Here is a 12,972-nt window from a genome sequence, read left to right as displayed (position 1 = left end):
TCTCATGCTCTTTACTTTTTCACCTTATTATAGAATGGCGCTATACGCCCCGATATATCTCTAAACAAACCTGTGATAACGCATTCCAAACATACGTGCAATATGCGGCATTTCCAAGTTGTAATTGCCACCAGCCAAGACTACAATGGGGCTATCCCGACCGAAAGGAGCAAGCGGATGCTCAACAACTATAAAACATTCATGATGATCAATGTGCTGCTCTTATGTTCCACTTTATGTATTCTGGGTATGTATACCTATTCCATAAATACAAGTCTACAGGTCGTCCAATCCGATATCCAAAGCAGCAATTTGAGCCAGGTTCAATTTGCCGTAAATAACCTTGACCGCAGTGTAGAGCAATTGGATATGCTTGCGGTTTCCATTGATCAAGACAAACTTGTCGCTTTGCTGCCGTCGCTGGATATCATGGATTCCTACGGTCGGGTTCAGCTTATCAGGGATCTGTCGTCCAAACTTAGCTATCAAAGCCTATCGCTCGGCTGGACCAACAAAATCGCCATCTGGTCTCCCATCATTCATAGCTGGATCGGCACATCGTTAACCGCTTTGAAGACGCCCCCTGCCGGAACTGACCGGAAGTGGAATCTGGACCCTGCCTCCTACATTTTTGTCAAAGAAATGGCTGGAAAGGGCTTCACTATACAAGTTACGTTCCCGACAGACAATTTGACGAAAATTTTGGATGGCGCCAAGCATGTGGGCAAAAACGATCCCTTTTTCTATCAAGCGGGAATGCCGCTGCTGTTGAATTCAACCTCCGACGGCACTAGATCCGAGCAATTGATGCAGGCTCTATCCGAACGCCTTAAAGCCGATTCCGGCACGGAAATCGTCGTTCTGAACGACAACAAATATCTCGTGAATTATATGAAATCGCAAAATCTCGGCATGTATATGATCGATTACACGCCGCTTGATGTGGCCCTGAAGCCTATAATCACAACCAAAAACCGGTTCTATCTCGCATGCGCCGTCCTCTTCGTCGCCGGCATCGCAATAGCATTTTCCTTATACCGAAAAGTTCAAATCCCGATTCTTGAATTGCTGAAAGGAGTACGCCTTCTCAAAAACGGCGAATTCTCCGCAAGAATCCGGCGCCGCAGCAATAACGAATTCGACAGTCTATACGCCAACTTCAATGAAATGGCTGCGCAAATAGAAGAGCTGATCGAAAAGGTATACAAAGAGAAAATCGTATCCAGGGAAGCATTGCTGAAGCAGCTGCAAGCCCAAATCAATCCTCATTTCTTATATAATTGCCTGTTTTTCATCAACAACTCGGTTCGCCTCGGCAACGAAGAAGCTGTTACGGCGATGACCCAGAATTTGGCCGAATATTTCCGTTATACGACCCGGCTGGAAGAACCCATGACAACGGTTCAAAAAGAAATGTCCGTCGTTGACAAATATCTCGCTATCCAAAAGCTGCGGATGGACAGGCTTCGCTACGAAATCCGCATTCCTGACTCCATGAACCGGTTGACGATTCCGAAACTGTTGATTCAGCCGTTAGTCGAGAATGCGGTCATCCACGGGATCGAGAAGAAACAGTCGGCCGGCAGGATCATCATCACCGGTGCCGAGACCCACACGGATTACAGGATCAACGTGGAAGACGACGGACAGGGTATGACGGAGGAACAGATAAGAACCATCAAGCTGAAAATGAAACAACCGCTTGACGATGCGATGGGATGTGCGCTGTGGAATATTCAGCAGCGTTTGAGCATTCATTTTCATACATGTTCGGGCATGGAGTTTAGCCAAAGCCCGCTCGGGGGATTGTGCGTCACTTTATTTTGGAGCAAATCTGAGACGAAAGAGGGATAGCAGATGTATCAGTTATTAATCGTGGATGATGAAAGAACCGTTGTAGACAGCCTGGCTCTGACCATTCCTTGGTCCGATTACGGCATTGAGACCGTACACCAAGCCTATTCCGCTGCGGAGGCGCTGAAAATTGCAGGAGAGCATGTGATTGACGTTCTGATTACCGACATACGGATGCCGGAAATGGACGGACTCGAATTGCTGGCGAACATAAACCAGTTGTCCCGCAAGATCAAATGTATTATTTTATCGGGGTACGACGATTTTCAATATGCCCAAACAGCGATGCAGCAGAACGCATTCAATTATTTGCTAAAGCCTGTCGTCATCGAAGAACTGGTAGCCTCCGTCCAAAAAGCATTAGAGGCCCTTCAGGCGGAATGGCAAGAAGTCAGCTCCTACCAGCGTATTCAATATACCCTTCAGTCCAACTTGCCCTTGCTCAAGGATCAACTGCTCGGCGACCTGCTCAAGAAGAAGCCGATGCCTGCTTCCGTATTTCAGGAACGTCTTTTTCTTTTAGGGTTATCCTTCCATCACGGCGACCCTTTTATTCTCATGCTTGTACGTTTGGAAGAGGACTTCTCGGGGTATGATCTTCACTCGCTTTCCCTGCTTGAGTATGCCGTAACAAACATTGCCGAAGAAGTATTTCAGGACGTATTTGAATTATGGCACTGCATTTCCGAGCAGGGATATCTGGTCTTTCTCGTTAAAGCCAAGAAACGGGCGGAAGCGATGAAGCTCGCGGATTCTTTCGCGGTCAAACTGCAAAGTCATGTCCAGACCTTCCTGAAGGGGAATATTTCCATTTGTCTCAGTCCCGTTCATTCGTTCCCCGATAGTATCGCTGAACTGTATCAGCGCTCCGTGGCATGGATTAACCGTCATGTAGGAACGAATAAAAGTTATTTCATTACGCTCCCCGATGAAGATACGAACGGTCAATCGGAGTCTTCGCCGATCAACTTGTTCGAGCCCCCGCTTCTTCCTCAGTTGCTCGAATCCGGCAGTTGGGACGAAGCCCTGATGAAATTGGAACGTACCCTTCATCTGTCCGATCATGAGTTCGAATTCACCTATGATCAGTTGTACAGCATCTTCCTGTACCTGTCTTCTTCTCTTGCGATCGGTATTCTCAAGAACGGCGGCGAGCTGAAGGAGCAGCTCAGCGATGATTTCGAATGGTTTCTGAGGAAAACCAATTTCCTGTCCAAGCAGCGTTTGTATGATTGGGCAGCCCGAGTGATCGGCATACTAAAAGACAGCTCAAGCACCCATATGGAAAGCGCTCAGAATCTCATCACGGCCAAAGTACGCGCTTATATTCAAGAGCATCTTTCCGAAGGTGTTTCCCTGCAGTTGGTTGCCGATCACATCGGTCTCCACCCTGTGTACCTGTCCAAAGTGTATAAAACCGTTACCGGAGAAACGATCGGCGATTATTTATACGCTCTGCGCATGGAAAAAGCAGCCTATTTGCTCAAAAGCACTGATCTCAAAATTTCCGACATCAGCTCCAAGCTGGGCTTCCTGGCTCCGCCTCATTTCATCAAGATCTTTAAAAAGCATTATGGATGCACGCCGCAAGAATATCGATTCGATTCGTGAAACTAAAGCATCCGCCTCCTGGCGGATGCTTTTCTTCACATATTCCCAAGCCGCCAAGCTTCGCCTGCACCTATTCGCCGATCATTGTATTCCCATCTTCGTTCAAATCATTGAAATACACGACCACCTGATCCAGCAGATAGGTCAACCGGTAGCTCTGCTCTTCCCCCAGAAAATCAACTAACCCTCTTATTTGGTCTGCAAAAGCAATTTCAACATGATCGGCTTCATCATCTCCTTGTTCCCACTTTATTTTCCTGGTCAATTGTATCGTTCGAATAAGCTCCGTGATAAGCGACTGTTTCATACTATCCATACTTACCCTCGCTTCTTTAAATTGAAGTTAGTCCGCCATGCCGATTCTTATTTAAAAGTTTTCAGCAACCGTTTGGCGCTTCCGCTCTCCGTGTCGAGCGCCAAAGCAATGAATCCGGTTTGCCAAAATTTTTGCTGCATAGAAGTACATCTGCGACCTGTTCGATTGGAGCGCTGATGGTTTGCCTCGCAATCACATCCGTTTTAACCGCCCTTGGCGCCAATTGCACGGTTGCCGCCCCGGTTCCTCCCGAAACTGAGCAGCCAACGGCCATGACCGAAGCGGCGGCGAGTAAAACGATAATAGCTAACGATCGGTTTCTGAATATCATCTTCGGGTCTCCTTATACGCAATCTTAAATTTCCAAAGCATTAGACTCGTTGCGCGGTTTCCGCCGGAATCTTTTGCTCAAACGTTCTTTCGCATTCTAAAGCATTTCGTACACAATCGGAACAACAACAAGCGTCAAGACCGTCGAGGTAATGAGACCTCCTATAACGACTACCCCGAGTCCTTTGCCGATCAAAAGACCTTCGCCGGACATTCCCAATGCAAGGGGAAGCAAAGCCGCAATCGTTGCTCCGGCTGTCATAATAATCGGACGCAAGCGTACTTTCCCTGCTTCAATTAAGGCATGGCGGACAGATTTTCCTTCTTCTCTCAACTGCTGCGCACGGTCTACCAAAACGATGGCATTCGTAACGACAATACCGATAAGCATAAGGAAGCCGATCATTGAAGTTGCATTTAAAGCTTCTTTTGTTAAAAACAATCCAAGCAATCCTCCGATTACGGCGAGCGGCAGCGAGAAAAGGATGGCAAACGGCGCGCTTGCGTTGCCGAAGGCCAGAACCATAATCAAGTAGACAATGAGTATCGCAGCGGCCATGGCTACAAATAATTGAGAGAAGCTGTCGTTGATATCGTCCGTCACCCCTCCGGCTTTCGTAGTGACGCCATCAGGCAGCTCGATGCTTTTAAGCGCGGCGGCGACCTTGGCGCTAACGCCGCTTTTATCGTTCCCGATGATCTTGGCGGTTACCTTGACAAGCTGCTGCTGGTCTTCGCGCGTAAGCGAAGCTGCGCTCTTGATTTCATTGATTTTGGCAACCTCTTTCAATAAAACTGACGAACCGTTTGAACTTGCTAAAGGGATATTTCCAAGCTTCTCAAGCGTATCTTTAGCCGATTTATTCATGGAAATCGTTGTCGTGTAAGTGACGTTGTCGAATTTCATATCCCCCAATTCCTCTTTTTGAACCCAGACACGCGCCGTATCCCGAACCGAAGAAGGGGTTAATCCGAAAGCCCTGGCTTTTTTCTGATCAACGGTAATTTCAATTCCGGTCTTGGCGTCGCTGAGATTATCTTCAATTTCAGTGAGTTCAGGGAATGTATTTAACTTGGCTTTCACAAGGGCTGCCGCTTTCTCCAATTGACTTTGGTCATCTCCTTTCAAGGAGTACGCAAAATCGGTGGATAATGCCGCCATGTCTTCGCCGATTGACTTTGGCTCTACCGTTGACCCGGGGGGCAGCTCGGAGAGAATAAATGTTTTCGCTTGTTCTTTCACTGTCCTCACATCGACATTGCCGTTAACTTCAACGATGATTTGCGATGCATAGGGAGCCCGTTCTTTATCGTCGCCTGCATAACCTGCCAAAGCCTCCACGAATTTAAAAACAGGTTCACCCTTGGAATCCTTTTCGTTCAAAAAGATGGTTTCAATTTCTTTCGTCTTGGCGTCCGTCGATTCGAAGGAAGTCTCATAAGGCAGCTTTAGTTGAAAAGACATCGTTTGCGAATTTTTGGGACTGGGCAATAGCGAAACGGATAACGTAGGAAGCGTAACCGCTATAGTGACGACCAAGAGCAGGGCGGATACAAGCAATGTTTTTATGCGGTTGTTTAAACTCCATGACAATACCCGCTCATACATCGATGTCAATTTGGTCGGCTCGGAATCGTCATGATGTTTTTTCCCTTGTTTGCCGCGCAAGACCAATAGTTTAGCGAGCATAGGAATGACGGTCAAAGCTACAAGTAATGAGGCTAACAACGCACATGATATCGTTATAGCAAACGGTTTGATAAACTCTCCTATGAACCCGGATACCAGAGCCAGGGGAGCAAACACACCGGCTGTCGCCAAAGTTGACGAAGTGATCGCCGACGAAACTTGACTTGTAGCTAGCGCAATGACCGATTCTTTCCGTTCCTGCGCTTTCTCCAGGGAAGCGTAAATGTTCTCGATGACGACAATGGAATCGTCGACTACGCGCCCGATCGCCATAAATATGCCGCCGAGCGACATCGCGTTAAGCGTAATCCCCAATTTGTACATGAGCATGAGCGTAATGAGAATGGAGAGCGGCAGCGATACAAGCACAATAAGTGTCATTCGAACATTGCGTAAAAAGATCATAATCATCAGCGCAGCGAGCAGTGCGCCAACGACGCCTTCGCGTACCAGGCCGGTAATCGAATGCTTAATTTCTTCCGAGCTGTCAAACGTGTTTTTAAACGTAATGTTCGGCAGTGCGGTTTGCCATTCATGAATCTTTTTTTCGAGAGCGTTTGAAAATTCTACCGCATTGGCGCTGCCGGCCTTGTATAAAACCAACCCGATCGCAGGCTTGCCATCGAGTCTGCCGTTAAATTTGGATTCCGATATCGCCTTTACCTTCGCTACTTGATTGAGATTAACAATGTCCCCTTTGGAGGTTGTCATTTCAACATGCTCCAAATCGTAAAGGCTCTGAATATTCCCTGTTACATGGGCCATCTTATCGTTGCCGTTAATCTCGACGCTGCCGATCGGACTTTGGGCCGTAGCCGCTTTAATCGCATTGCTTACTTGCGATGGATTAAGGCCATATACACTGAGAGCATCCGCATCCAGCTCGATATCGAGCGACGTATCGCGGGCGCCGATAACATCCATGTGATCAATGCCGCTGATCCCTTCAAGTCCGGGTTTAATCGTGTCTTTGAAATGTTTGTCCAGCTCCGTCTGGCTCATGGCGTTGTCCGCATATGCGACCAAATAGTTGGACGGCGACGATGCCGCGCCAAAAGTAGAGGCTTTGGGCGTACCTGCTGTTTGCGGCAGCGAAACTTCAGCGAGCAGATCCTGGACATCCACCTTTTTCTTGTCCATGTCTACACCCTGTTTGAACTTAAGAATAATCGTGGAATAATTGTCGTTCGATGTCGAGGACATGGAATCCAGATCTTCCAAATTGGCCAGCTTCTTTTCGATCGGATCCGTAATTTCATCCATAACATCTTTAGGCGATCCTGTGTAGGTCGTAGTAACAGCCAAAACAGGAAATGAAACATTCGGCATGTTCTCCACCTGCAGCTTTGACGTTGAATAAAATCCGACTGCAAAAAGCATAATCATAATGATGAATAACGCTGAGACGTTTTTCATGGAAAAATGGGTTAATCGATTCATTCTGCACACCCTTCTCGATGTTTCTTTATCTTTTTGTTCTGTATGTACAATTTTAGTATGCCGGACAAATAAAAAAATCGTACATAAGGGCATGTACCTCATGTACGATAGGGCAATACATATATACGACTTTATATGCTGCATAGTTCAGAGATGGAGAATCCCCCGCTCTACCGATACGGCCACCGCTTCCGATCTGGAATCCACGCCAAGCTTGTTGTAAATATTCGTCAGATGCGCCTTTACCGTCCTTTCCGAGATTCCCATATCGAAAGCTATTTCTTTACTTCGAAAACCGCGTGCGATCGCCTGTAAAATCATCAGCTCTTTTTCGGTCATGACCGGTTTCTCCTGCCGGTTCTCCGGAACGGGGACATGTTCTTTATAGGAGAACACTCTTGCCGTTATTTCAGGCTGGAGCAGCGTCTCCCCTCTTATGGCCGATTCAATTGTCCGAAACAAATGCTCGCGGCCCGTATCTTTTAATAGATACCCCTTCGCTCCCAATGCCAAACCTTTAATCATCAAATCATCTTCATTATAAGTTGTAAGAATAATGACAGGCGTTTCAATCCGCCTCTCTTTCATGAGCTTCATGGTTTCCATCCCGCTCATAACAGGCATATTCAAGTCCATCAAAATGACATCAGGCTTAAGCTCTTCTAGCAAAGTCAAAGCAACCTTTCCATTCTCCGCTTCGCCAATGACTTGAAATTTATCGTTGGTTTCAAGAATAAGCTTCAGACCTTCTCTGACAACTAAATGATCGTCTACAATCAACACTTTATGACTCATACCGAATCTCCTTTGAATAAAGGCGCCTCAATGTCAATACTCGTTCCTTCCTGAGCGCCGCTTTGAATATGGACCTTTCCCCCAATTAAACGTACCCGCTCATAAATGCCGAGCAAACCGTAATGGCCTGATTGTTTGCCGATCATATTCGTATGAAAACCCTTCCCGTCATCCTTAATCCGAATGTGCAGATTATCCGCGTCTTCCCTTACAGTTAATGAAACATGCTCGGCCTGAGCATGACGGGCCACATTTGTCAAACATTCGCTAATGATGTGCAGCCCATGTTCCATTAATAATCCGGATAACGGAGTTCTAATCCCCATATCAAAAGAAACTTGAATGCCTGTAGCATTCGTAAAACGCAAGGTTTCACCGCGGACCGCATCGGCAAAATCGATCCCTGACGCCGATTTCGCTCTTAGATCGTCAATGGCATGCCGCGCAGCTGACAGCGTTTTTCTCGCTCCAACCATGGACTGCAGAACAATTTCTTGCGCCCTGTTCGTATTTCCATTTGATAAATGGGCATCCACTGCTTCCAACTGCATAATAAGCCCGGCAAGCCCTTGCGCCAACGTATCGTGCAAATCGCGCGCCATCCGTTGGCGTTCGTTCACCAGCGTCAACTCCTCCACTTGGCGATGGGCCTGTTCCAGTTCGCTAAGAAACATTTGCGTGCGAATCCTGGCATGTATTTGCTTGAAAAAAAGCATCGCATAAGCGACAACCGCAATGGTAAATAAGATCAATAACGGCACAAATAGCAGTAATTCTTTTGTAACGTTTAAAAGCACAAAGGCCATATCGTGCAAGCCGAACAGAAAGAGTGAAACGAATCCCACTTTTAAATAATGATAATACACGCCGACGCTTTGCCCGATCAGAATTGGAAATAAGCCGGTTAGAGCAGCAGAAAAGCCGTTGGGCATCACAAACGCGCTGACAAAGATCAGCAGCCCCTGCGCGATAAAATAAATCCATGGCCTGAAGGCTACAATGGAACTTGAGAACCAATGCAAGACAATATGAATGAAAATGATGACAGTAAAAAGAAGAAGTTTGAGCGGAATAAATGCTGCAGTCGTTTGCAATATGACGGTTGTAATATAAACTAAAGCTACCCATATGACGATTGGAACCCTGGAAACCAGCAACCCGTTACTCTCATCTTGATGATTGAAACTGCTTGGTATATAACGAGTATATCTATCGCGATCCATTATGCACCCCTTTCTGCATATTATTATAACAAGAAATTGGCCGTTTCAATTGTACTTTCGTGCATACCCGTTCGTACATCATAAGCCGCTTATGTCGCTTTTGCCTTTTCTCTTTTCGCTTTTCTTACGAACCAGATCACTAAAGCGGATGCAATCAGAACAACTAGTCCAATTACTAAATATCGATGTATCGTTTCGGTAACGATGCGCCAATGCTCGCCTAAATACGTACCTAAAGTGATAAATGTAACGGCCCAGAGCGCGGCTCCAGGCGCTGCATAAAGACTAAAGCTTCGATACGACCATTTGCTGATTCCAGCGCTGTACGCCGTTAAATGACGGACTCCTGGAATGAAGTACCCGATGGTGAGGGCAAACTTTCCAAAACGCTTGAACCAGTGCTGTGTTTTATCTAACTTCTCTTTTGTGATATGAATTTTACGCCCATATTTCTCCAAAAGCGGATACCCGAATTTATATCCAATCAAATAGCTGACGGACATGCCGGTAAAGCTGCCTAGTACCGAAGCAATCAATGTCGGAACATAATGAAGCTTGCCTTTCGAAATTAAAAATCCCGAAAACGTCATTAAAATCTCGTCCGGCACCGGCAAGCCAATAATACCAAGCACCAAGGCACCGAAAATGCCTATATAGCCATAGTGGGCAATGAACCATAAAAGCTTATGCTGAAACATGGAAGTGTTTCTCCTTCTTAGGTTGTGGCTTTTCTTTTTAGTTTTTCCAAAACCCGCAATGTCATAACCCCGAATATATAGCTCGATACCGGGCGTGTTGATACTTCTCAGTATTTTCATTATGATGGAACTAAAAAATTCGCTAATGGGAGGATTTCAATGAGCAAACGTTATCGGATTACAAGAGAATTTAAGGAAAATGGAACTCCGGAGCAAGGCATCTCTTTGGAAGAGTGCAAACGGTATTTTTCGTCCAAACCCGACTTTGCCTATACTTCGGTATTTACGGTGACAGGGTCTACCACCATGTCTATTGAGGGGGATTTTTTCATGTGGAACTGCGGCGAAAGCAAGATCCCTTTCCGGCATTATCAGGGGGATATTTATGTGTCCGGCGGAAATGAAGCGGTCATCCCCAAAATGATGGAGATTGCAGGTGAATTGGACGCGGATGTGCTGGAAGGATAATCCGGCGGAAACGATAGCATGAGGCCATCCCCGCGATTGGGGATGGCCTCAAAAAAGCTTATACGAGGCCTGCCGGTATGCCTCAAATATGCGATCTATTTCCTCAACATGTCCATAAGATGGCCCCCTCACACTAATCGAAATATCTTATTATGTTATCTCGCGTGATCCCGCGGCACTCTCACGTTTTGATATTTAACAGCTACTACCTCTACACTTTCGTAATTTTATGTTACCCATTCTCCCTGTTTCATTAGCTTCACCCATCCGCCCGAGGGCAATTCGGCACTCACGTCCATCTCCGAAGAGCCAAACATAAAATCAACGTGAACGATACTCTGATTTATGCCGCGCTCCGATAATTGCTCCTTTGTCATTTTCTCCCCGCCCTTTAGATTAAAAGGATAGGCGGAACCAAATGCGATGTGACAAGATGAGTTTTCATCGTAAAGTGTGTTGAAAAAGTTAATTCCTTCCTTAGCTAGCAGCGTACTATTGGGTACAAGCGCGACCTCTCCCAAATATTGCGAACCCTCATCCGTTTGAAAGAGATATTGAAGGGTATCCTCTCCATAATTGGCGCGAAAATCGCATACTTTACCTTGCTTAAACGTTATCTCGAAATCCTTGATAAGTTTGCCGCCATGATACAGCGTTTTCGTGCCCCGCACTTTACCATTCACTCCTGTACGTAAAGGCGCTGTGAAGCATTCCTCCGTCGGAACGTTAGGCATAAAGTAATTCCCCTTCTCTGTCGTACTTCCTCCACCGATCCACATATGATCCATCGGCAGTTCAATTGTAAGATCAGTCCCGGGTGAGGTAAAATGCAACTGGCGGTATTTTGCATTATTCAATTGCAGTAATTTCCCCTGGATCTCCTTAATCCGCGCATTCCAAGCCCCTATGGGATCAATTTGATCCGCACGGGTAACTCGGAAGACGATTTCCCATAGCTTCGACAAGCCTAACTCCTCAGGTAAAGCGGGAAATACCTGCTTCGCCCATTCTTGGGTCGGCAAAGCAACCACAACCCAACTTACTTTATTGGTCATGCGATAGTGCCGATATTCCTGAAGAGCGCGACCGCTCGTGCGTTGAAATAAAGCGACGCGCTCAGTAGGTACGTTCTTCATCATTCCGGGTTGTGGCGCTTGAACCGTGATAAAGGCCGCCCCCTGTCTTGCCCTATCCGTATAACCTTGTGATTTCCAAATTGGATAGTCTTCCAATGATGCAGTAGAGGAACGCAACAATTTGGTACGGTGGACCACGCTATCGCTCCACTCAACATCGACCGATTCGGCACCGAAATCATATGCGCATTCAACCAGGAGACGGACAAATTCAGCCGCCACTATTGGCGCATCTATTACTACCTTTTGGCCATATTGAACATTTATCCCTAGACGTATAACGATTTCCGCATACGATTTTAATTTATTGTAAAAAGCAGACATATACACCCAACCTTCTATGAGATAAACCTCTATCGAGGCCTTTCGAAGATGAGCGACCGCGTTTAGAGGTAGGTTTATTCGCCAATAAGAAGGCTGTTCTTCACGCTTTAGTGCTGTAAAGAACTTAAACATTCTTATGTGGTAAAAAATTGTTTAACTCAATGATTTTTGATTTAAATGTTTAATACATCCGACCTGAAGCTCCCTTTCACGTTTCTCCTTATTTTCGTCTCAAGCTTATGATCTTTTAACTTCCCGGCAATAAAATCCGCATCTTCTTTGTTGCCTGAATACACCGTCACCCCACCGGTTCGATCGACCTCCAGGACAGTGACGATCGCCTTCTCGGGAGGCAATTCCGGAAAAACCTCACAGAGACAAGATGTAACGTAATCGATACCATTGCAGTCATCGTCTACTAGCATCACATTAAACTCACCATTGCTTGGTACAGCTATTTCCGCCCAACGCTTTGTTGAAATCGTTTTCCATACACTCAAGACTACTCGTTCGAATTCACTTTCGCCTAACTTTGTCATACGCCCCCAGAGACCAGGTAGGATTTCTTGTTTGGGAGGATCGAAGATTAGGATGTCCGAGGCCAGCTCCAAGCTTACGTTTGGTTTTTGCGCGATGAACGTTAGTTGAAATTTAAGTTCTTCCAGATCCGCGGGGGTATGGATGCAATTTGCAAAGGCACCAAGCGAAAACTTTTTTCTGATAATATCTTTAATCTTCTTGGTTTTTTGGATTGCATCAGCACCAATAAGGATTCTCATGGTTAGCAGCTTCTCGGCCAGGTACTTATGCAATAACTGCATTGTTATTGGATAATTTGCATAGTTAGGCCAAAGCATATCTAAATCGCCTCTCGTGAACTTGACATCGAATTTTCGAATTGCTTCTAGTTCAGCATCTTTAATTTGCAGCTCCAATTCTTCAAGTAATAGAGGGTTGTCTAATCCGTCAGGCTTAATCAAAATAAATGACACGCTATCAAGAAGGGGAATTCTATCGGATTGGTCCCCATTATTCTCGTTCACTGCCATTATCTTCACCCCACATAATTATGGTTATTTGTAAAAAG

General features: G+C 45.9%; 11 protein-coding genes. 3 read left to right on the top strand and 8 right to left on the bottom strand.

Annotated features, from left to right (window positions below; all coding sequences use genetic code 11):
- The first annotated feature begins 177 nt into the window (after nt 1-177).
- A complete protein-coding gene (locus AC3G2T_RS00720) occupies nt 178-1,854 on the top strand; it encodes a sensor histidine kinase (RefSeq protein WP_488434178.1) in 1,677 nt (558 codons plus the stop codon).
- Nucleotides 1,855-1,857: 3 nt separating this feature from the next.
- The gene (locus AC3G2T_RS00715; RefSeq protein WP_488434177.1) at nt 1,858-3,465 is read left to right on the top strand and encodes a response regulator transcription factor; all 1,608 of its coding nucleotides are present in this window, start codon (nt 1,858-1,860) and stop codon (nt 3,463-3,465) included.
- A 70-nt stretch (nt 3,466-3,535) separates the two neighbouring features.
- Here the strand turns inward: AC3G2T_RS00715 and AC3G2T_RS00710 are convergent, their stop codons facing one another.
- The 6 genes from AC3G2T_RS00710 to AC3G2T_RS00685 form a co-directional block, all read right to left on the bottom strand.
- The gene (locus tag AC3G2T_RS00710) at nt 3,536-3,781 is read right to left on the bottom strand and encodes a hypothetical protein (protein WP_488434176.1); all 246 of its coding nucleotides are present in this window, start codon (nt 3,779-3,781) and stop codon (nt 3,536-3,538) included.
- Nucleotides 3,782-3,842: 61 nt separating this feature from the next.
- Nucleotides 3,843-4,112 (bottom strand): hypothetical protein, encoded by a 270-nt coding sequence (locus tag AC3G2T_RS00705; RefSeq protein ID WP_474682116.1) that lies wholly within the window; start codon nt 4,110-4,112, stop codon nt 3,843-3,845.
- Between the two features lie 96 nt (nt 4,113-4,208).
- Nucleotides 4,209-7,241, bottom strand: a complete 3,033-nt coding sequence (locus AC3G2T_RS00700; RefSeq protein WP_488434175.1) for an efflux RND transporter permease subunit — start codon at nt 7,239-7,241, stop codon at nt 4,209-4,211.
- A 147-nt stretch (nt 7,242-7,388) separates the two neighbouring features.
- Nucleotides 7,389-8,036 carry a response regulator gene (locus AC3G2T_RS00695; protein ID WP_488434174.1) on the bottom strand — a complete coding sequence of 216 codons (648 nt, stop codon included), beginning with the start codon at nt 8,034-8,036 and terminating at the stop codon, nt 7,389-7,391.
- On the bottom strand, nt 8,033-9,259 hold the full coding sequence (locus AC3G2T_RS00690) for a sensor histidine kinase (protein ID WP_488434173.1): 1,227 nt from the start codon (nt 9,257-9,259) through the stop codon (nt 8,033-8,035). The genes AC3G2T_RS00695 and AC3G2T_RS00690 overlap by 4 nt, the downstream gene beginning before the upstream one ends.
- Before the next feature lie 89 nt (nt 9,260-9,348).
- Nucleotides 9,349-9,957, bottom strand: coding sequence for a DedA family protein (locus AC3G2T_RS00685; protein WP_488434172.1), 609 nt, complete (start codon nt 9,955-9,957; stop codon nt 9,349-9,351).
- 159 nt (nt 9,958-10,116) lie between these two features.
- Here AC3G2T_RS00685 and AC3G2T_RS00680 point away from each other — a divergent pair, with 159 nt between their 5' ends.
- Entirely contained in the window at nt 10,117-10,425 is a 309-nt protein-coding gene (locus AC3G2T_RS00680; protein ID WP_488434171.1) for a hypothetical protein, read from the top strand.
- 227 nt (nt 10,426-10,652) lie between these two features.
- Here AC3G2T_RS00680 and AC3G2T_RS00675 read toward each other — a convergent pair whose 3' ends face one another.
- Both AC3G2T_RS00675 and AC3G2T_RS00670 read right to left on the bottom strand, forming a co-directional pair.
- Entirely contained in the window at nt 10,653-11,885 is a 1,233-nt protein-coding gene (locus AC3G2T_RS00675) for an aminopeptidase (protein WP_488434170.1), read from the bottom strand.
- 173 nt (nt 11,886-12,058) lie between these two features.
- The gene (locus AC3G2T_RS00670) at nt 12,059-12,934 is read right to left on the bottom strand and encodes an ATP-dependent Clp protease adaptor ClpS (RefSeq protein WP_474682109.1); all 876 of its coding nucleotides are present in this window, start codon (nt 12,932-12,934) and stop codon (nt 12,059-12,061) included.
- Nucleotides 12,935-12,972: the final 38 nt, after the last annotated feature.

This window comes from Paenibacillus sp. sgz302191, from assembly GCF_057749925.1.
Note: the sequence above shows the minus strand (reverse complement) of the source record. Positions and strands in the feature narration are given on the sequence as shown.

Excerpts from the sequence above, each read along its gene's own strand:
- AC3G2T_RS00685 (WP_488434172.1), bottom strand. The coding sequence starts at position 9,957 with ATGTTTCAGCATAAGCTTTTATGGTTCATTGCCCACTATGGCTATATA.
- AC3G2T_RS00670 (WP_474682109.1), bottom strand. The coding sequence starts at position 12,934 with ATGGCAGTGAACGAGAATAATGGGGACCAATCCGATAGAATTCCCCTT.
- AC3G2T_RS00690 (WP_488434173.1), bottom strand. The coding sequence starts at position 9,259 with ATGGATCGCGATAGATATACTCGTTATATACCAAGCAGTTTCAATCAT.
- AC3G2T_RS00715 (WP_488434177.1), top strand. The coding sequence starts at position 1,858 with ATGTATCAGTTATTAATCGTGGATGATGAAAGAACCGTTGTAGACAGC.
- AC3G2T_RS00680 (WP_488434171.1), top strand. The coding sequence starts at position 10,117 with ATGAGCAAACGTTATCGGATTACAAGAGAATTTAAGGAAAATGGAACT.
- AC3G2T_RS00675 (WP_488434170.1), bottom strand. The coding sequence starts at position 11,885 with ATGTCTGCTTTTTACAATAAATTAAAATCGTATGCGGAAATCGTTATA.
- AC3G2T_RS00705 (WP_474682116.1), bottom strand. The coding sequence starts at position 4,112 with ATGATATTCAGAAACCGATCGTTAGCTATTATCGTTTTACTCGCCGCC.
- AC3G2T_RS00700 (WP_488434175.1), bottom strand. The coding sequence starts at position 7,241 with ATGAATCGATTAACCCATTTTTCCATGAAAAACGTCTCAGCGTTATTC.
- AC3G2T_RS00720 (WP_488434178.1), top strand. The coding sequence starts at position 178 with ATGCTCAACAACTATAAAACATTCATGATGATCAATGTGCTGCTCTTA.
- AC3G2T_RS00695 (WP_488434174.1), bottom strand. The coding sequence starts at position 8,036 with ATGAGTCATAAAGTGTTGATTGTAGACGATCATTTAGTTGTCAGAGAA.
- AC3G2T_RS00710 (WP_488434176.1), bottom strand. The coding sequence starts at position 3,781 with ATGGATAGTATGAAACAGTCGCTTATCACGGAGCTTATTCGAACGATA.